General features: G+C 62.7%; 15 protein-coding genes. 8 read left to right on the plus strand and 7 right to left on the minus strand.

All coding sequences use genetic code 11. From position 1 onward, the window contains the following. Positions 1-774, plus strand: coding sequence for an ABC transporter ATP-binding protein (locus tag HGO38_RS16305; RefSeq protein WP_250956956.1), 774 nt, complete (start codon positions 1-3; stop codon positions 772-774). Positions 775-822: 48 nt separating this feature from the next. Here the strand turns inward: HGO38_RS16305 and HGO38_RS16310 are convergent, their stop codons facing one another. Continuing rightward, positions 823-984 (minus strand): alpha-hydroxy-acid oxidizing protein, encoded by a 162-nt coding sequence (locus HGO38_RS16310; RefSeq protein WP_352230493.1) that lies wholly within the window; start codon positions 982-984, stop codon positions 823-825. 374 nt (positions 985-1,358) lie between these two features. Between HGO38_RS16310 and HGO38_RS16315 the strand changes: the two genes are divergently transcribed. Beyond that, a complete protein-coding gene (locus tag HGO38_RS16315) occupies positions 1,359-2,000 on the plus strand; it encodes a GntR family transcriptional regulator (RefSeq protein ID WP_250956958.1) in 642 nt (213 codons plus the stop codon). After that, positions 1,945-2,706, plus strand: coding sequence for a GntR family transcriptional regulator (locus tag HGO38_RS16320; protein ID WP_250956959.1), 762 nt, complete (start codon positions 1,945-1,947; stop codon positions 2,704-2,706). The genes HGO38_RS16315 and HGO38_RS16320 overlap by 56 nt, the downstream gene beginning before the upstream one ends. Before the next feature lie 41 nt (positions 2,707-2,747). Here the strand turns inward: HGO38_RS16320 and HGO38_RS16325 are convergent, their stop codons facing one another. Beyond that, entirely contained in the window at positions 2,748-3,923 is a 1,176-nt protein-coding gene (locus HGO38_RS16325; RefSeq protein ID WP_250956960.1) for a M24 family metallopeptidase, read from the minus strand. Between the two features lie 368 nt (positions 3,924-4,291). On the opposite strand from HGO38_RS16325, the gene HGO38_RS16330 reads away from it, so the two are divergent. The 5 genes from HGO38_RS16330 to HGO38_RS16350 all read left to right on the plus strand — a co-directional run bounded on the left by HGO38_RS16330 (position 4,292) and on the right by HGO38_RS16350 (position 7,709). After that, the gene (locus HGO38_RS16330) at positions 4,292-4,918 is read left to right on the plus strand and encodes a DUF1989 domain-containing protein (protein ID WP_250956961.1); all 627 of its coding nucleotides are present in this window, start codon (positions 4,292-4,294) and stop codon (positions 4,916-4,918) included. Further along, positions 4,915-5,724 (plus strand): amino acid ABC transporter ATP-binding protein, encoded by an 810-nt coding sequence (locus tag HGO38_RS16335; protein WP_250956962.1) that lies wholly within the window; start codon positions 4,915-4,917, stop codon positions 5,722-5,724. Before HGO38_RS16330 ends, HGO38_RS16335 begins: the two co-directional genes overlap by 4 nt. After that, positions 5,724-6,380 (plus strand): amino acid ABC transporter permease, encoded by a 657-nt coding sequence (locus HGO38_RS16340; protein ID WP_250957073.1) that lies wholly within the window; start codon positions 5,724-5,726, stop codon positions 6,378-6,380. Before HGO38_RS16335 ends, HGO38_RS16340 begins: the two co-directional genes overlap by 1 nt. A gap of 133 nt (positions 6,381-6,513) precedes the next feature. Continuing rightward, positions 6,514-7,302 carry a transporter substrate-binding domain-containing protein gene (locus HGO38_RS16345; protein ID WP_250956963.1) on the plus strand — a complete coding sequence of 263 codons (789 nt, stop codon included), beginning with the start codon at positions 6,514-6,516 and terminating at the stop codon, positions 7,300-7,302. 260 nt (positions 7,303-7,562) lie between these two features. Beyond that, on the plus strand, positions 7,563-7,709 hold the full coding sequence (locus HGO38_RS16350) for a DUF1127 domain-containing protein (RefSeq protein WP_250956964.1): 147 nt from the start codon (positions 7,563-7,565) through the stop codon (positions 7,707-7,709). 604 nt (positions 7,710-8,313) lie between these two features. Here HGO38_RS16350 and HGO38_RS16355 read toward each other — a convergent pair. The 5 genes from HGO38_RS16355 to HGO38_RS16375 form a co-directional block, all read right to left on the minus strand. Continuing rightward, entirely contained in the window at positions 8,314-10,914 is a 2,601-nt protein-coding gene (locus HGO38_RS16355) for a DNA translocase FtsK (RefSeq protein WP_502941583.1), read from the minus strand. Positions 10,915-11,221: 307 nt separating this feature from the next. Then, positions 11,222-12,172, minus strand: a complete 951-nt coding sequence (locus HGO38_RS16360) for an NAD(P)/FAD-dependent oxidoreductase (protein ID WP_352230494.1) — start codon at positions 12,170-12,172, stop codon at positions 11,222-11,224. Between the two features lie 17 nt (positions 12,173-12,189). Continuing rightward, the gene (locus tag HGO38_RS16365) at positions 12,190-12,504 is read right to left on the minus strand and encodes a hypothetical protein (RefSeq protein WP_250956967.1); all 315 of its coding nucleotides are present in this window, start codon (positions 12,502-12,504) and stop codon (positions 12,190-12,192) included. Between the two features lie 170 nt (positions 12,505-12,674). After that, positions 12,675-14,759, minus strand: coding sequence for a penicillin-binding protein 1C (gene pbpC / locus HGO38_RS16370; protein ID WP_250956968.1), 2,085 nt, complete (start codon positions 14,757-14,759; stop codon positions 12,675-12,677). Continuing rightward, positions 14,759-20,218, minus strand: coding sequence for an alpha-2-macroglobulin family protein (locus HGO38_RS16375; RefSeq protein WP_250956969.1), 5,460 nt, complete (start codon positions 20,216-20,218; stop codon positions 14,759-14,761). The genes pbpC and HGO38_RS16375 overlap by 1 nt, the downstream gene beginning before the upstream one ends. Positions 20,219-20,302: the final 84 nt, after the last annotated feature.

The following is a 20,302-nucleotide window of genomic DNA, read 5'->3' on the forward strand; positions in this document are numbered from 1 at the left end:
ATGGCGCTCGCTCGCTCCAACACCATTCGCGGAGAGGTGACGATCCGTCACCTCTCCAAGACCTTCACGCTCAACGGACAACTGCTGCCGGTTCTGAAAGACCTCAATCTTACCATCCGCTCCGGCGAGAGCCTGGCGATCGTCGGCGCCAGCGGCTCCGGCAAGACCACGCTTCTCAGGATCCTCGCGGGCCTCGAGGAGGCAGATAGCGGCGAGGTGCTGATCGACGGCCGTCGTGTCCGTGGCGTCGGCACCGAACGGGCGGTCATCTTCCAAGAACCGCGCCTTCTGCCCTGGCTGACCGTCATCGACAACATCGGCTTTGGGCTTGAGACGAGAGGCCTGTCCCGCGACGACGCGCGTTTCATCTCAAAGCGTTATGTCGACCTCGTCGGCCTGAAGGGCTTCGAAACAGCTTATCCGCGGCAGCTCTCTGGCGGCATGGCACAAAGGGTCGGCATCGCCCGCGCGCTCGCCGTCCAACCGGAAATCCTGCTGCTCGACGAACCGCTGGGGGCGCTCGATGCCATGACCAAGATCGGCATGCAGCAGGAACTGGCCCGTATCTGGAAGGAGGAGGACGTGACGACGGTGCTTGTGACCCACGATCTTGAAGAGGCGATCTTTCTCGCCGATAGGATCCTGATCCTGCCGCGCGAGAAGGGCGGCGAGCCCAGGCTGATCGACATCGACCTGCCGCGCCCCCGAGATCGCAGCGCCTCCGGCTTTGTCCGACAGCGAGAGGAACTGCTCGGGCTGTTTGGACTGCATTGAGGGGGTGAACAGCACGACATGGTCGATTGCATCTATGCGAGCCTTCGATCAGATCGTTCCGTCCAACTGGCGCCCAGCATGATTGGAAAAAATGAACCCGTCCGCTCCGTAACGCATGGCAATTTCCGCGTCGTCCTCGTGCATCACGCCCTTGATCGCCAAGCTTCCTTTCCAATGTATCCCTGATACGCCGCACATCGTCGGCGACATGCTGGGACCAATACATCATATAGGTTCTCTCATCGAGACTTGATTCTCGTCGGTGTACGGACTGTCCTTTGCCGTCGCCTCCTATCCGGAGCTTTCCGCTTCACATCCATGCCGCGAATTGTACTTTGTCATGGGCGCTGCGCGTGCCGTGGTGATTGTCTCATTCGGAGTGCCAAAAACGACGCGGCAGTCTTGACATACAGTTGGTGTACTGGAATGACGGGATGGTTGCGAAGCGTCATAGGGCTTGCCGACGGTGTGCTTTGCCATGGTATTTTGATCGAAAAGATTGGTCGGTGTCTCGGTCAGGGCGCCGATAGGACACGGATCTGCGGGGCCGAGCTTGATGGAGGCTCCTGGAAGGGAATTGCGCGATGAGTAAACCGCTCGCCAAACAGGCCTATGGCAGCATCATCGAGATGATCCTTTCGGGTGCCTTGACGCCGGGTGATCTGCTGCAGGAGGGCAAGCTCGGCGACGAGCTCGCCATGTCGCGCACCCCCGTGCGTGAGGCGATCAAGCGGCTGGAGGCGGAGGGGCTTGCGGTCCAGGAGGGACGGTTCCTCAAGGTCCGCACCCTGACGATCGCCGAGGTCGAGGAGATCTTCTACCTGCGGCGGGTTCTGGAGCGCCAATGCGCGCGTCAAGCGGTGACGATCGCCCCGGCCATCCTCGACGGTCTGGAGCAGCGTGTGTTGCACCTGCAGCAGGAAGGTCCCGGCGAAGAGGAAGAGCAGCGGCAGGTGGACGATATGTTTCATGGCGCGATCGCCCGGGTTGCGGGCAACCAGATGCTGGTGCGCACCATCAGCGATCTGCGCCGCCGGACCTGCATGTTCGACCACAGCCAGGTCCCGGAGCGTTTCGGAAAAAGCTGCCAGGAGCATCTCGAGATCATACAGGCCTTGCGTGGTGGGGATGGCGAGCGTGCCGCTGTTTTGATGGACGACCACATCGTTCATGCCCGCGACGCCATCCTCGCGCGCCTTCGTCTTTCAAGCCAGAGAAGCCAGTGATGAAGTATTCGATCGTCCAACCTATCCATGCGGGTCGTTGTCGTTTGGAAGAAGGGCAGGTGAGGCGATGAGCGACAAGGAAACCCTGGCGCAGCAGTTCTACCGCGCGCTCAAGCAGCGCATTCTCGAAGGCCGCTTCTCGTCCGAGGAGATGCTGACGGAGCGGACTCTGGCGCTGGAGTTCGGGATCTCAAGAACGCCTTTGCGGGCGGCGATCTCCCGCCTGGAAAAAGAGAACGTCATCTCGCGACTCCCGAACGGCGCCCTGATGGTTCGCACCGTCACCGTGGAACAGCTGCTGGAGATCGTGCAGATCCGCAGGATGCTCGAAGGAGCGGCGGCGGCGAAGGCTGCGACATTCGCAATGACGCCGGAGCTTGTCGAATCCCGTGAACGGATGCGCGCCTATGCTAAGGGTGGCGATATCGCCTTCGACAATTTCTGGCTGGACGACGATACGTTTCACCTGGCCGTCGCGCAGGCCGCCGAGCTGCCCCTGCTTTCGACCATGCTGACGGAGATGCGCAGCATCGCGCGTCGTTGCACCATTACCCGGACGCATGACCGGTTTGATCAACAGGCCCGCGAGCATATCGCGGTTGTCGATGCGATCGAGGCCGGCGATAGCGATGCCGCACAGGCGGCCATGGAAATGCATTTCGACAGCGTGAAGGCGCGTTTCCTGGGCTGGCTGGGGCGCGATTGAACCGGCCTGTACCATCCCCGCCTTGATCCAATCGGACGATATCAGAACATGCTCGGGGAGCGCGTCAGCAGCTCGTTGGCATTCTCGCCGATGATGATGATATCCTCGTAAAAGGCAGCGCCGACGCCGTCCAGCGACAGAAATGCCTCGACGCCGAACACCATGTTCTGTTCGACGATATCGTCCGGCATCGACATGACTGTCGAAATACGCGGCAGTTCGAAGCCCAGCCCGATGCCGTGGCCGTAGAACGGAAAGTTCTTCATGATCGCCGAGATCGAGCCGCCAAAGGCGGCGGTCATGCGATCGCCTTCGGCGGCGACATCCAGCAGTTTCACGCCCGGCCGCAGCATGTCGGAGAGGCGATGCACGATGCCGCTCGCAGCCTCGATCAGACGCCGCTGCTCGGGATTGGCCGGACCGCGGACGGCCGTGCGCCCCGGATCGAGATAGTAGCCCTGGTAGAGCGGGCCATGCAGCGTGCCGGTGACGATGTCGCCGACGGCAGGCGTGTCGGCGCTATATCCGGTCAGCGGAAAACGCTGGTCGAAGCCGAGCGTCTCGCCGTGATTGGTGCCGATCATCTGGATCCGTCCGCCGCGCCGCACCGTCTCGCGCGCCGCTTCGCCGGCGGCCTCGCGCTCCGACATGCCGCTGACCAGGCTTTGCATCAGGACGGTCATGCCGGCGGTCGCGGTCTCGCCGGCGATGCGATAACAGTCGAGCTCGCGGGCACTCTTGATGCGCCGCACGGAGCGAACCAGATCGTCGACCGGCACCCATTCGATGTCCGGTGCCGTTGCCTCGAGTTGGCGGTAGTATTTGACCGGAATGAAATTCGTACCGACCAGCGCCACCCGTCCCTTGACGCCGCGGTCCACCAGAGCTTTTGCGACGCTTTCGAACGGATGGTTGCTGCAGTGGACGTCCTCGATCGAGACGAGGTCGCGCCGCACCTCCGGCTCGTCGATATGCAGCTGTGGCGCGCGTCCTTGCTGGAGGATCACCCCGGCAAAGGAGCGTGCGGTCCAGATGCTGGAGTCCATGCCGCTGCTGATGGCGTAGTGATTGGAGAGGTAGAGAACGTCGCCGCAGTTGTCGGTGGTTCCGCCGGCGCGTGAGAAGACCACGGCCGTCTCAAAGCCGCGCGCCTTCATCTCGTCATGCAGGCGGTCCCAGCGCTGTTGATATTCGTCGAGCGGAAAATAACGATCCATCATGTCACTCCAGATGCCGTGGCTGTCGTGTCGGCCGTCTTGATCGCCGCGCTGACAAGAATAGGCCCAAAAACCAGCTGTTGAATTTCGGTACACCGACTGTATCCTATCGTCAATCGGGCGCGTACCCTGTTTGCAGGGGGCTGCGAAATATTAAGCGGTTCTGATCCGAAATGCGTAAAAAGTAAGCATCTGCGACCTAATTTTAGGGCAATCGGATTATTATATGGGCCATAAAATGTTGAAATCGCTACTTGAATTCCACTGGTATACTGAATAGGCTTTAAGGAAGGCAAGTAAGTCCGGGTTCTCCCTTGTGCCCAAGCACGCCGGGACAGGCGCAGATCGTACCGCGAAGACGAGTAGACATGGATTTCCAGACACAGGCTGTACCCGCGACCCTGGGGCGCGCATTCCGGATGAAGGCCGGGCAATTTGCCCGTATCGTCAACACGCACGGAAATCAGGTCGTCGACACCTGGGCGATTGCCGAAAGTGATCCCTGCGAGGTCTCCTCAATGGACCACACCCGGTCCGTCAACAGCAATATCTTCTTCACCGAAGGAATGAGCCTGCAGAGTTCGCGGCGGCGTTCGATGTTGACCATGGTTGCCGACAGCGCCAAGGTTCGCCATGACACCTTGCTCTGCCCCTGCAGTGCAGACCTTTATCGGCAGCTCGGCTGCACCGAATATCACCGCAGCTGCACCGACAATTACCACGAGGCTCTCTCGGTAGAGAGCATCAGCCATGACTTCACGCCGGCCTCGCTCAACCTGTTCATGAACGTCCCGGTCAAAGCGGATGGAAGCGTCGATCGTGTGCCACCTTCAACGGCTGCCGGCGATTACGTGGTGCTGAGGGCCGATATCGATCTTCTGCTGGTGTTGTCGGCCTGTCCGCAGGACATCACGCCGATCAACGGTGCGGCCCGCACGCCGAAGGATGTCGCGGTCTGCATCGCAAGTGCGTTTCCGCTGGAGGAGGTCCGATGAGCGCTCCGCTCCTGCACCTGCGCGACATCCGCAAGAGTTTCGGCGACAACGAAGTGCTGAAGGGCGTTTCGCTGGATGTGCAAGCCGGCGAGGTGGTCTCGATCATCGGCGCCAGCGGCTCTGGAAAGAGCACCTTTCTTCGTTCCATCAACGCGTTGGAAATGCCGCAGGCGGGTTTCATGGATTTCGAGGATCTGTCCTTCGATTTCCGTGCGGACTCGCGCTTCTTTCCGACGCCGGCGCAGCTGCAATCCCTGCGCGCCCGCGTTGGCATGGTGTTCCAGAGCTACAATCTTTGGCCGCACATGACGGTGCTGGAAAATGTCACCCATGCGCCGACCAAGCTTTTGAAACTGCCGCGAGGGCAGGCCATTCAGGATGCGGAAGCGCTGCTGTCGCGGATCGGGCTTTACGAAAAGCGCCATAGCTATCCCGCACGCCTTTCCGGCGGCCAGCAGCAGCGGGTGGCGATTGCCCGTGCCTTGGCGATGAAGCCGCGGTTGATGCTGTTCGACGAGGTGACCTCCGCCCTCGACCCGGAACTGGTGCACGACGTGCTGGTGCTGATGGCGTCGCTGGCATCGGACGGCATGACGATGCTGCTGGTCACCCATGAGATCGCCTTTGCCCGCGACGTGTCCTCGCGGGTGCTGTTTTTCGACAAGGGCGTGATTGCGGAAACGGGATCGCCGGATATCCTGCGCAATCCCGAAAGCGAAAGGCTGCAACAGTTCCTGCACCGCATCCTGCATGACAAGGTCGGTCATGCCATTTCAAACGACAGCGGCCGGGGAACGCAGGCGTGATGGGCAATGTCTTCAACGAGTTCAAGATCTACGGTCCAGGCTTCCTCGAAGCCTCCTGGACGGTGTTCGGCATTACCATCCTGACCATCGCGGTCAGTTGGGTCTGCGGCCTCGCGGCGGCGCTGGCGCAGCGTTCCGACTGGAAGGCGGTGCGCCTGTCGGCGGGCTTTTACATCTGGTTCATCCGCGGCACGCCGACGCTGATCCAGGTGTTCCTGATCTATTTCGGCCTGCCGCAGATCGGCATTCGGCTTTCCCCCTTTACCGCCGGTGTCCTGGCGCTCGGGATCAACAGCGGCGCCTATGTCGCCGAAATCGTCCGTGGCGGCCTGACGGCGATCCAGCGCGGCCAGACGGAATCGGCGCTTGCTCTGGGCTTCAGCCCTGCCGAGACGATGCGGACGATCATCCTGCCGCAGGTGTTCCGCATCATCCTGCCGTCGATCACCAATGAGGCGATCTCGACCCTGAAGAACACCTCGCTTCTGTCGACCATTACCGTCGTCGAACTGACGCTTTATGCACAGACCCTGATCGCCTCAACCTTCCGGCCCTTCGAGTTCTATATCGCGGTGGCGGTGATCTATCTTGTCCTGACAACGGTGCTCACCTTCGTCGCGTCGTGGCTGGAGCGCCGTTATGCCAATCTTGGGTAAGGCGGCCATGACCGTTCCGTTGGCCGATTTGCGGCCCTGCCTGCTTCCCGGTGATCCTGCGCCCCGGGTTGAAAATTACTGCAAACCTAAGAAACCGAACGACCTCATCCGTCACCAAAAAGGGAACTGAACCATGAAGCTGAAGTCTTTGATTATCGCTGCCGCCGCCTTTGCCGGCCTGGCCATTCACCCGATCGCCAATGCTGCCGACCTGGAGCTGCTGGAGCCCGGCAAGCTGATGGTCGCAACGGAGGGCACCTATGCACCGTTCAGCATGCGGGCGCCCGACGGTAAGCTCGACGGCCTGGAAATTCGTGTGATGCAGGAGGTCGCAAAGCGCCTGAACCTTGAATACACCCCCGTTCTGATCAAGTGGGATTCGCTTCTTGTTGGCCTTGAGGCCGATCAGTACGATGTCATCAGTGCAGCTATGGACATCACCGAAGCGCGCCAGAAGCAGGTCACCTTCTCCAATGGCTGGCTGGAGTCCGGCGGCCGCGTCGTGACCGCAAAGGATTCCAAGATTGCGACCTCGGCCGAAATCAAAGGCAAGACGGTCGGGGCTCTGGTTGCCTCCAGCTGGACCAAGATCGCCGAGGAAAAGGGTGCAGCGGTCAAGGGCTACAAGGCGGAATCGGACGCCATGCAGGACCTCGTCAATGGCAACGTGGATGCTGTCATCACCGACTCGATCGCCGCTGCCTATGCCATCAAGTCCGCCAATATGCCGCTCAAGATGACCGATGACTATGTCAGCCATGTCCAGAAGGGCTTTGCCTTCAAGATGGGCAAGCCGAACCTCGTCGAGGCGGTCAACAAGGCACTGGCCGACATGAATGCCGATGGCACCTATGCCAAGCTGACGACCGATCTCGTTGGTTTCGATCCGGCTCCGAAGGACCCGATCAAGACAATCAAGTAAGACTGAGCGTTGCAGCAGGGGGCTTGCCGCCCCCTGTCTCACCACAAACCCGGTGGCGCCTGCGAAAAGTGACTTTGACTTTGCCGGCGCCCTTTTGAATAGGCAGGGCGCAACGCCTATCCATGCATCGTGTGCATGGCCGACCTGAACTCCTGTGTCTTATCGAAAGGCGGGCAAGGATCTATATTCCAACCATCGAAACGACGTTGGAACCGAAGCAAGGTTGCTGGCGTCAAGAGACCTCTTGAAAGGGGATTATCATGAACGTAGCACGCTCCTTCAATACCTGGCGCAAATATCGTCAAACCGTTACGGAACTGGGTCGCATGACATCGCGCGAACTGCAGGATCTCGGGATCAATCGCGCCGACATCCCCAGCATTGCCCGCCATTCGGTTGCCCGCTAAGCGACGATTTTCCATCGGCCTCGATTGTGTGACGCCCGCTGACGACGCGGGCGTTTCTGTGTCGGACAGGCTATCGGGGCCTCTTTCCGTGACAGGTTCCATCCGGGATGGAGTGCTCGTCTTTTTGCATAGCTGCAGTGCAGCAATGTCTGTTTATTGTTCACCGAAATCCAGTATTGTCATTTTTATCGAAGCAATGCACCTCCTCCCGCAGAGCTTCGGTTTCAGACGGCCCACTCCTCCTCCCAAAGGGGCGTCTGTCGGAACAGCGGCGCTCCTCCTCCCAGTCGTTGTTCCAGTTCTTTTCGAAAAGCCTGCCGCACCTCCTCCCGCGGCAGGCTTTTTGCTTTTCAGGATCGTGTGGTTTCAATTCCGGGATAGGGTCGCTCTGCCAATTGAGCGATGAGGTTTGCCCAGAGCAAGAGCGTGCCTCTTGCTTCCGTGGCTCGGCATGGTTCGAACAGTGCAGCACGCCGCGCGACCTGCGGGCAGGTCGGCCTTCGCATCATTCCTGCCGATCGATTTGCAACAGGGCGCCGCGGATCGGCTGCGCCGGTTCCTTACCCGCGCATGCCAAAGGGATCCGCCTGGCGGCGGATGCCCTTCATCCGATCTGGTGTTCGCCGTCCTTGACGTCCATCGGACGCTGCCCGAGGATCTCGCGTTTGCCGACGTGATTGGGCGCACCGACCAGGCCGTCCTTTTCCATGCGCTCGACCAGGGACGCGGCGCGGTTGTAGCCGATCGACAGGCGCCGCTGGATATAGGATGTCGAGCATTTCTTGTCGCGCTGGACGATCTTGATGGCGCGCTCGTAGAGTTCGTCGCCGTCGCTGTCGCCGCCCATGGCGGTGTCATCGAAAACGGGCGTATCCTCTTCGGCCGTCGCCTCGTCGTCATCCTCGGTAACGCTGCCGAGATAGGCCGGCTGGCCCTGGGTCTTCAGGTGCTTGACGACATTTTCCACTTCGCGGTCGGAGACGAAAGGACCATGGACGCGGGCAATGCGGCCGCCGCCGACCATGTGCAGCATGTCGCCCTGGCCGAGCAGATGTTCGGCGCCCTGTTCGCCCAGGATCGTGCGGCTGTCGATCTTCGAGGTGACCTGGAAGGAGATGCGGGTCGGGAAGTTCGCCTTGATCGTGCCGGTGATGACATCGACCGACGGGCGCTGGGTTGCCATGATCAGGTGGATGCCGGCGGCGCGTGCCATCTGGGCAAGCCGCTGGATAGCGCCTTCGATCTCCTTGCCGGCGACCATCATCAGGTCGGCCATCTCGTCAACGATGACGACGATGAAGGGCAGGGCGGTCAGGTCGAGGGCCTGATCCTCGAAGGTCTGCTCGCCGGTGGCGCGGTCGAAACCGCTCGGCACACTCAGCATGATCGTCTCGCCGCCGGCTCTGGCCTGGGCGACGCGGGCGTTGAAGCCATCGATATTGCGCACGCCGAGCCGCGACATCTTGCGATAGCGCTCTTCCATCTCGCGCACCGCCCATTTCAGCGCCAGCACGGCCTTTTTGGCGTCGGTCACGACGGGGGTCAGCAGATGGGGAATGCCGTCATAGACCGATAGTTCCAGCATTTTCGGATCGACCATGATCAGCCGGCATTCCTCGGGCCGAAGATGGTAGATCAGCGACAGGATCATCGTGTTGATGGCGACCGACTTGCCGGATCCCGTGGTGCCGGCGACGAGCAGATGCGGCATCCGGGCAAGATCGGCAATCACCGGCTCGCCGCCGATGGTCTTGCCAAGGCAGAGCGGCAGGCGATGGTCGGTGCCGACATAGCTGCCGCTTTCGATCAGTTCGCGCAGATAGACCGTCTCTCGCTCGGCATTGGGCAGTTCGATGCCGATCACATTGCGACCGGGCACCACCGCGACGCGGGCCGACAGGGCCGACATCGAGCGGGCGATGTCGTCCGACAGGTTGATGATGCGCGACGACTTGACGCCGGGTGCCGGTTCGAATTCGTAGAGCGTGACGACGGGACCGGGACGAACGTCGATGATCTCGCCCTTGACCCCGAAATCTTCGAGAATGCTCTCCAGCAAACCGGCGCTCTGCTCCAGCGCCTCCTGGCTCATCATGCCGACCTGGCGCGGCGCACCGGTCTGCAGAAGATCGACGTCGGGGAAGAGGTAGTCGTCTGTCTGCACAAAGGACAGCGGTCCGGGGGTGCGCTTGGCGGTGAGCCGGGTGGACGGAACAGGCACCGTAGCGAGAGCCGGTTCGCAGATTTCAATCGGTTGCGTCACCGCGTCAGGGAGACTCACGGGCTCGGCGAGGGGAACCGCGCGGTGCAGGGTGACCTGCCGGTAAAGGTGCACGGCCGAAGGCGCCTCAGGCGAGGCCGGCGTCGTTTCGGGCGGCTTGGCGGAAACCGCAAGAGGTTTCAGATCGTGGCGCACCGCCGGGATTGCTGGCGCTTGTGCGACCGTGGCACTTGGGACCGTTGCCGGCTGCGGCAGATTCACGGGTGCGTGCCTCTCCGGTGCCTGGGCAGCGGACCGCAATTCTGCACCGTCAGAGGCGCCCAGGCTCATCATTTCCCAGATGAGATGATCCGGAATGGTGGTGGCAAGGCGCGCAGGCGTTGCGGCAGGTTTGGAGACGATCGGTTGAGCGGGCGTCAGGACGGATGTCGGTTGCGGCAGCGGTGCCTCCACAGGTAGGACGGATGTCATGGCCGGTCTTGCCGTTGGCAAGGCTGTCGCGGCGATCGGTCTGGTGGCCGCCCGGTCGTCGTGACCGAGGGTCGGCTGCACAAAGCCGGAGTTGCGCGGTTGCGGCACGGGACGCTTGGGGACAATCAGGGGCGCCCCGGTGCGGATCTGCGGTATGGCGGCCTGGGCCTTGAGAGACGTTGCCTCTCTCAGGTCTTGCTCCGGCGTGCCCTGAAGGGCCTGGCCGAGTTGCTGTTGCAGATCCCCGACCGGCGAGGCGGTCTCAGACCTCGACCGGAAAGCCGGGTTGCCACGGCCGATGATATAGGCTGCGTCAGCAGAGGTCTGCAGATTTTGAGCCGCTGCCGATGCACCCTGTTGCGCCTCGATCTGGGGCTGGACATGGGCTGTCGAGGGAGTGCGGGTAAACCGCACGTTTGGCCCCAGGACAAACGCTCTTTGCCAGACGGGAAGCTTCTCCGGATCGAGAACGACTCCGTCGGGATACGGTTGCGCAACCTGCTGCGACGTCACGCCCTGCTCCGGACGGGGCTCGGGCGTTTGGTCGCTATTGGGATCGGTCGGCAGAAGGGAAGGTGCAATACGGGAAGGGGGAAACTGCATGTTACGCAAGACCATCAAACGAGTTGTCACGCCAGACCCGTTAATAGAAAGAAAACCTTAACCAGGTCTTGCCAAAACCGCATCAACCCCGTCTTTCGATGGCCAAACAGCGGGCAGGCGGGAAAATTTTCATTTGTCGCTAAAATGTGAATCCGTGCCACAAAACTGCCGTGAACGGCGCTTCGCAAATAGCGCGTAAGAAAGTGCTGGCTCGGACCTAGCGAGGCCCGGAGGGACGACCGACGGCGCGGCGACGCAGGAGCGCTGTTGTCTCGCTCAGATCGTTGCGGATTGCGGTCGCTGCCACGGCGGCCTGGCCCATTGCATGGCTCATCTGATCCAGACCCAGCACAACGTCTCCTGCCGCATAGAGGCCGTGAATATCGGTTCGCTGATGGCTGTCGACCTTGAGGCAGCCCGCGGCCGTTCGCCCAAGATCGAGGTCGGTGGTCAGTTCCGAGCGGATGTCGGACCCGAGGGCTGGATAGATGGACGCAAAGGTACTCCGGCCTTCTGCGTGCGACACGGTGATAAAGTTCTTGCCAAGCTCGAACCGTTCGACAGGACCCGTCAGGATCCGGATACCAAATCGGTTCAGACGCTCAACGTGGTCCGCGGTAAGCCGGTGGTCTGCATTCGGCGATACAAGGGTGACGTCATCCGTGTAACTGCGCAGAAAGACCGCCTCCTCGACCCCTTGATCGCCGGTGCCGATCACCGCCACGGACTTGTCGGTGATCTCGTAGGCATCACAAACCGGACAGTATCGGATCTGCCCGTTGGCGACCGCCTCGTCATGCAGAGCCATGTTCATGGCCGGGCGGCGATTGACGACACCGGTGGCCAGCAGGATTGTCCTGGCGGATATGCGTTCGCCGTCCAACGCGACGGAAAACCCATCAGTATCTTTCACAAGGGCGCTCGCACATCCATGGCGAAAGGCGACGCCGTACAGTTCGGCCTGTGCCCGCATGCGGCCAAGGAGGTCGACACCGCTGATGCCGTCCGGAAAGCCGGCATGGTTGCGGGTAAGCGGTATGGTCGCGGCACGGCTTCGGCCATCCTCAATGACCAATATCCGGAGGTGATAGCGTGCTAGATAAATCGCGGCGGTCAATCCGGCAGGCCCACCCCCGACGATAATACAATCACGAGCCTGCTCAGCCACGGGCCTGATCGCCGATCCTAATCACACGAAGCGTCGGCAGAGCTGGCGGCGGCAGTTCGGTCGCCTTTCTGCTGCGCGGTCGTATCTTGCGCAGAGGTTGCGAGATTGGGATCCTGCGCCATCGGCACCGTTGTTCCGTCCTTCTGGATGGCATTGGGCTCGCTGCTCCGCGTGGTCGTTCCCACCGCGCCACCAGGCTGTGCCTGTGCTTGATCCTGCGTTTCCAACGGCGTGTGGGTGCCATCCTTGGAAATTCCGCCATCCGGGCAGGCCGCCATGGCGGGTGTGGCCATGAGAAAGGCAATCATCGATAATACAGCGTTTCGTTTCATGTCAGTCGTCCTCCCATTGTGATAGAGGGCAAACTCCTTTTGTTCGGGAATGTTCCAGGATGGAAGGTGCGTGTGTAACCTTGGTGGGCTTGCTCGGCTTACACGGCGCGCCGCCGATTTCGGGTCGAACATCGGTGGCGGCCGCAGCGTGGCCGCGAATGCGCCTCTGACTATTGCACGAAGATCCCGACGCTCGCCGCCCGTCCGACAGCGTCGATGACGGTCAGGGTCGAATAGCCGGCACCTTCCGGTGTCCATTGGCTGGTGCGGGTGCGGGTCGAGCCTTCCAGTGGTTTTCCGTTGGCAAGCCAGCGAAACGGCGCCCGGCCGGCCTGGAGCTTCAGCACCAGAGGCAGCGGTGAACCGTCGGGGCTGAGGCCCAGTTCCACATGGGCGCCTTCCGGCGGATAGATGATCTGCGGCGGCTTTTCGCGGGTCGAGGCGCTGAGCAGGCCGTTCGGATCGATCGAGAAGCGGCGCTGGCTGATCGGCAGTTCGGCAAGGGCGATCCGGGATGCGCCGGGCGGTGCGGGCGGCAGCGGTGTCCCGGCAACGCCCGATCTCGAAAAGGCTTCAAACAGGATCGGTGCCGCGGTGGCATAGCCGGTCAGGCCGGGAATGGCGGCGTTGTCCGGCCGGCCGACCCAGACGCCCAGCACATAACGTCCATCGAAACCGACCGACCAGGCATCGCGGTAGCCGTAGCTGGTGCCGGTCTTGTAGGCGATGCCCATGGGCCGGCTGCCAAGCGGCGGGGTCACGCCGGCCAGCGCGTCGGTCACGGTCCAGACGGCGACGGGTTCAATCAAAGGCGGGCCGTCGATCGGGGCGGCCGTGTCGCGTACGCCATCGCCGAGCCGCACCGGCCTGCCGCGATTGGCGAGCGCCGCATAGGCCTGAACCAGATCCTTCAGGGTCATGCCGACGCCGCCAAGCGCAATGGCCAGGCCCGGCGCCTCGTTCTTCGGCAATTGCATGGCCACCTCGGCGCGGCGCAGCCGCACGATCAGTTTGGTCGGGCCAACGGCGTCGAGCAGCCGCACGGCCGGCACGTTCAGCGACAGCTGCAGGGCCTGGCGAACGCTGACATCGCCCTGGTAGGTCATGTCGAAATTCTTCGGCCGGTAGCCGAAGAAATCGGCCGGGCGATCCTCGATGATGGTTTCCTGCGACACCATGCCTTCCTCGAAGGCAAGGCCGTAGATGAACGGTTTCAGCGTCGAGCCCGGCGAGCGGTTGATGCGGGTCATGTCGATCCAGCCGGACCGGGCGGCATCGAAATAATCGGCGGAGCCCAGTTCGGCGATGATCTCGCCGGTTGTCGCGTCGGCCATCACCATGGCCAGCGACACTTTCGGATCGAGCTTTTCGGCGGCCTGGCGGGCGACCGTCTCCAGCTCCTGCTGCACGCTCCGGCGCAATGTCGAGCGATGCACGGTCGCCGCCTTGTCCAGACGTCTGGCTGCTTCGGCCAGATGGGCGGCAAAGGCGGGCAATTGCAGGCGCCGCGACGGGATATCCGCCCGTTCGGCGCGGGCAATCTCGCTTGCGTCCATCAGGCCGACCGAGCGCATGCGCTCCAGCACGCGGCTGCGGGCGAGCGTGGCGTTCTGCGGGTGGCGGTCCGGCCGGCGCAGTTCCGGCAGTTGCGGCAGGGCAACCAGAAGGGCTGCCTCGGCGACCGACAACCGGCGCGGTTCCTTGCCGAAATAGGCAAGGCTTGCGGCCCGCACCCCTTCCAGATTGCCCCCGTAAGGCGCGTGGGTCAGGTAAAGGTCGAGGATCTCGGGCTTGCTCAGGCGCCGCTCGATCTGGATGGCGCGGGCGATCTGGATGAATTTGGTCAGGAACGAACGCTCGCGGCCGGGTTCGATCAGCCGCGCTACCTGCATGGTGAGCGTCGAAGCCCCTGAGACGATCCGGCCATTGCCCAGCAATTGCCACGCGGCGCGGCCAAGCGCCAAGAGGTCGACGCCGGAATGGCGCTCGAACCGCCGGTCCTCATAGGCGACCAGCATGGCGAGGAATTGCGGATCGACATCGGCGGCGACCGTCTTCAGCCGCCAGCGCCCGTCGGGCATGGCAAAGGCTCGCAGCAATTGCCCTTCGGCGTCCAGGACCTCGGTCGAGACCGTGGCGGCACCATCGAGCGGCGGCGGAAAGGCCCGGTCGGCGGCCTCAAGCGCGATGAGGCCGCCGACTGCAAGCGCCAGGGCTGCGGCGATGCCGGTGCCGATCTTCAGCCAGGTCCGCATCAGTCGGCTACCCGAACCTCCATGCGGCCCGTTGCCGAGCGCGCATAGAATTGCGGGCGGTACATGTCCTCGACATGGGCGGCGGGGTGATCGTAGGCGCCGGGAGTCACAGCACGCACCACATAGGCCAGCGTGATTTCGCTGTTGTCATCGGCCGGACGGTCGATTGCCGCGACGAAACGGTCGTTGCGGAATTCGAGATGGGCGGTCTCGGTCTCGCCAATCCAGTCGAAATTGGTCAACTGGGCACTGTCGACGAGGCTCGGATTGTCGATTTCGAAACCGGCCGGCAACAGGTCGGTAATCAGCAATTGCTGCGACCAGCTGTCGGTCTCCGTCACCTGGATGACCACGACATAACGTTCGTTCTGTGCGGCTTCGCTGACATTCGCCTCTTCGCCGTCCATCGTGTAATAGGTCCGGACGATATCGAAGCCGTTGCCGCCGGCCGGCAGCGGCATGGCCGGGGCCGCAACCGTGGTCACCGCTGCCGACACCGGATCCGGGCTGCGATTGGTCAGAACGACCGGGTGGGCCAGCAGGCTTTCCCCGGTCATGCGGGCGCTGTAGCTGCCGGTATAGTCGGCGCCGTTGACGTCAAGCCTGATGCCGTCGTCACCCTTTTCCAGGGCACGGGCGGCGAGCAGCGCCCAGGTCTGTTCCTGCGTGCTGGTATAGTCCTTCTGCTGCCATTCCTTCGCGACGATCTTTGTCAGCATCGGCACGATTGGCGGAACCGGGCGGCTTTCGGCCGCCAGCGCCAGCACGGCGGCGCCATCGCGCAAGGACGAGCCGTAATCGGTGCGGGAGAAACTGACGGGTGTCAGGACTGCCTGTTCCGACATCTGGGCGGCTTCCAGGAAGACCGCCTCGGAGCGCTGGGCATCGCCATAGAGCGACAGGGCGGCGGCCAGATGCGCCTTTGCCAAGGGTGACGGGAAGTCGTTCAGCATCGTATCGGCATAGTAGCGCAGATCGCTGATGGCGGCTTTCTTGTTGCGGGCCAGGACATAGAGACCATAGGCGATCTCGTTGCCGCGATCCCTCACATTGGTGTCGTAGCCGACCTGGTTCTGCAGGTTGTCCAGGGTCTGGATCATCGCCTGGTCGGGCACGAGATAACCCTGCTCGCGGGCCCTAGTCAGGAAGTCGCCAATGTAAGCGTCCAGCCACATATTGCCGTAGCCGGGGCCCCAGAGGCCGAAGCTGCCGCTCGACGATTGGAAGGACAGGACGCGGTAGATCGCATCCTGCACGCGCTTCTTGACCTCATCGCGCTCCGGCAGGCCCGAGACGGCCGAGAGTTCGCTGAAATAGAGCAGCGGCAGCGCCTTGCTGGTGGTCTGTTCGGCGCAGCCATACGGATAGCGGTCGAGGCTCATCAGCAAAGCCGGAATGTCGAAGCCGTCGGCACGGGTGACGTTGAGGCTGACGGCGGCATCCTGCAGAAGACTGTCGGCCAGCAGTTCGCCGTCCACCGTCAGGCTGCTGCCGCTAGCAAGGTCAAGAACCCGGCGCTGGGTGACCGGCAGCGATGCCGGCCGGACGGGGATGTCGAGCGCTTGTTCCAGCGACATGTCGGCCTTGTCCGACAGGGTGACGGAAATCGTGCCGGCGCCGGCTTCGACGGCGGTCAGCGGCAGGGTCAGGGCCAGCGTCTTGCCTTGGGTCAGCGCCACCGTCTGGGCAGCGGACTCCTCCGCCACGTTCACCATGGAATTGCTGGTGACCAGCAATTCGTAATCGCCGGACGGCGCATCCGTTGCGGCGAGTTCGAGGCGCAGTTGTGACGTGTCGCCGGGAGCGAGGAATTTCGGCAGGCTGGCGGTGACGACAACCGGATCGCGGATGATGACGTCGGTCACCGTATGGCCGACGCCGGTCTTCGACCAGGCAACCGCCATGATGCGGGCCGTGCCGTTGAACTGTGGAATGTCGAAGCTCACCTCCGCCTTGCCGTCGGCGTCGAGCTTGACCGGGCCGGAGAAGAAGGCGACGAGCTTTTCCTTCGGCGGATTGCCCTGCAGGGGCATTTCCGATCCGTCGCCGCCGGTGCGCAGCCGGCCGGTCGCGCCGAGCGAACCGTCGATCAGGCGGCCATAGAGATCGCGCATTTCAAGACCGAGACGGCGCTGGCCGAAATACCAGCCATCCGGATCGGGTGCCTCGTAGCGCGTCAGGTTGAGAATGCCGACATCGACGGCGGCCAGCGTCACATAGGCCTCATCGCCGACACCGGCGCCGCTCACCGAGATCGGAATGGTCAGCGGCTGGCGCGGCAGGGTCTTTTCCGGCGGCGTCAGAGTGACAGCGAGCTTGTTGTCGCCCGGATCGACTGTCAGCCAGGTGATGCCGATGGCGCGCATCGGCATGCGGCTCTCCTGAGCCTCGCCGGGACGATAAAACGTCGCGGTGACATAGGCGCCGGCACCCCAATCGGCGGTGATCGGCAGATCGACCTCGCCGCCCTCGGCGGCAATGGTCGCGGTCTTGGTGGTGACCAGATCCTCGGTGCCGATGGTCAGCAGCAGTTCGCCGGCAAAGCGCGGCGAGACCTTCAGCTTCGCCGTTTCGCCGATCGCATAGCTCTCCTTGTCGAGGGCGATTTCGAGCGCATCGGGGGTCTCGGTCGATGTCGCCTCGACATACCAGCCGGCATCGAACTCGACGCTGCTGGTCGGTCCGTTGACCTCGGTGGTGTCGATTTCCAGCCGGTAGCGACCCCAGGTAACCGGAACCGATATCTCGCCGCCGTCCTGGGTCAGATCGAGCGTACCATCGGCCACCTGCTTGGTGGTGACGATTGGTTCATAGCGCCAGGACGTGCCTTCGCGATACCATTGATAATTGCGCTCCAGGCTGACGAGCTTCCAGCCAAGGCCCGACATGGCCTGTTTTTGGCCCTGCGGATCGACGGCGATGACGTGGAATTTGCCGATGGAGTTTTCCGCCAGATCGCCGGTGAATTCCGGCTTGATGCCGATCATCGGCGTTTCGGAGCGGATCGGCAGGGTCAGCTTGCGCTCGACGGCCCGTCCGCCGCCCTCGCGCATGCGGATCACCACTTCGGCATCCAGCATCTGCGTCGTGGAAGGCACCTCGTCGACGAGAATGTCGACAGTCGCCTTGCCGTCATCGTCGAGGGGCAGCAGGCCGTCCAGCGCGATGCGCGTGTCATCGACGGCTTCCTCGTCGGCCAGGCCGAACTGGTAGCGCTCGAAATCGGGGCTGGTGCGGGTCGGCTTGATGTTCATCTCGCCTTCGATCGTGAGACCCGCGGCCGGCGCACCATAGAGATAACGCCCATCGACACTGACCTGCAGCGACGCGCCGATTTCGGCATGGGTGGCGTCGCTTGCAAGATTGAACTCGATCCGGTCGGGGGCGAAATCATCGACCAGAAACTGCTTTTCGCCGATCGCCGCCTTCTTCGGATCGGTGTAGATCGCCATGGTCCAGGTGCCGCGCATGGCATTGGCCAGGAGCGGCAGGTCGAGCGCATGGCCGCCCAGGGCCTCGCCATTGCTGACGATGCGGCGATATTCGACGCCATCCGGACGGTTGAAGATGAAGGTCAGCGGCAGGGTCTCGATCGCCTTGGCCTCGATGTCGCGGGCAAGTGCCGCGGCATGCACGGTTTCGCCGGGGCGGTAGATGCCGCGCTCGGTCCAGGCCAGAATGTCGATGGCGCCGGGGGCAGGGCGGCCGGTGACGCCGCGGTCGGAGAGATCGAAGCCGGCGCGGGTCATGTCGAGGAAGACATAGTCCTCGTCGCCATTCTTGGCGGTGATGACGGCCGGGGCTAGCGCCGCGCTGGCGCGCATCAGTCCGGCGGTAAAGCTTGCCCGGCCGTCGGCATCGGTGGTGGCAGTGCCCAGCACCTCGTTGTTCTTGGCGAGCAATTGCAGCTCTACGCCGGACAGCGGTTTGGCGGTGGCGAGCGACCGGGCAAAGACGTTCAGTCCGTCCGTGCCGGCATAGGTCGACAGGCCGATATCCGAGACGACGAACCATTGCGTGGCGCGCGCGTTCCAGTCGTCATTGCTGGTGTTCGACACGGCGGCCGTCAGCACATAGACGCCGGGCCGGCGCTTCGGCAGAGCCTCGTCGACCGGGAAGCTGGTGACCACATCCTTGTTGAGATCGGTGGCGATATCGATGGCGCCCTGCCAGATCAGTTCGCCGGATTCGGCTTCGATGCGGTCGGCGCTATAGCCGTCCAACTGCGTCAGGAATTGCGAGGAGGTCAAAAGCGGCGCGATATTGCGGTCGCCGATGCGGTAGAGCTTCAGGTCGGCGCTTGCGGCGTTGACCGAAACCAGCGGAATGCCGCGACGGGCCGTTGACGGCAGCACAAAGCTGTCGCCGGTAAAGCGCACCGAGGCGGAGCGATCCTTGACATAGATGTCGAGGTTGACCTGCTCCGGCAGGTTTTCCTCGACGGAGGAGGGCAGGCCGGCGCGCAGCGACAGCTTGTAACGCTCGCCGTGCGCCAGACCCTCGACGCAGATCTGGTTGTCCTTGGCTTCCACAGCCTTCGGGGCGGTGCCGTTCAGCAGCACAAAGGGCGTGTAGTCGACGCCGCGCTTGACCAGCGGGTCGGAAAACTGAACGCAGGCGCGCGGCGTCACGCCATCGGAATCGATGGTATTTTCGACGATGCGGAAGCCGCGGCGCGAGCGCAGGTCGTCATAGGCCACCTTCACGGATTTGGTGGCAACAAGGGCAAGGCTCGCCTTGTAGGCGCTGAGGGCAGGGCGGTAGTTCTCGCCGTTTTCAAAGGCCTTGGCCATCACGGCCAGCGCATCGGCGCGGCTCTGCTTGGTGCGGCTGAGCTCATAGCCGTTGATGGCGGCGAGAAGCCCATCAGATGCGACGGTGCCGTTGCCGGTCACGGTATTGGCGGCGCGGGCGACCTTGATCCACAGGGCCTGGTTGTCCGGTTCGATGGAGAGCGCCGCCTTGAAGGTGACGAAGGCGGCATCGACATTGCCGACGGCGAGTTCCGAATAGGCCTGGGCGACCAGGCCGTCGAGGCCGATTGCCTGCTGCTCTTCGGTTATGGTCAGATTGGCCTTGGCTTCGCGTGCCTGCTGGCGCAGGTCGTCGGAGACGAAGTCGAGCCGGGCCGGCGCGCCGATATCGGGCTTGGTCGTGGTTTCGACGATCTTGCCAGCGATGGCGCCGGCAAAGCTATTGAGCTGGCTGAAATCCGATTTCAGAAAGCACCATTTGACCTTGGGATTATAGGTGAAGGCCTTGCAGGACTTGTCGCCAATGCAGCTCTTTTCGCATTGCTCCAGCGAGACATTCTGCTCGGTGCGCAGGTCGAAGCCGAAATAATCGCCGTCCTGGGTGGTGACGATGCTGCGCTCGGTGTCGGCCGCCGTCGCCGGTGGCGCCAAAGCGATCATGATCGATGCGAGTGCGGAAAAAACGATAGACCGGCGCTTAGACATTGGTCTCCCCCCACGCTGTCTTTTTTGTGCTGGAGGGCACTCTTCTGCGTTAGCGCTCGCTTGTCAACGTGGTCCGTTATGCTC

It is taken from the genome of Rhizobium sp. CG5, assembly GCF_023701945.1.
In the GTDB taxonomy this organism is placed as follows: Bacteria; Pseudomonadota; Alphaproteobacteria; order Rhizobiales; family Rhizobiaceae; genus Allorhizobium.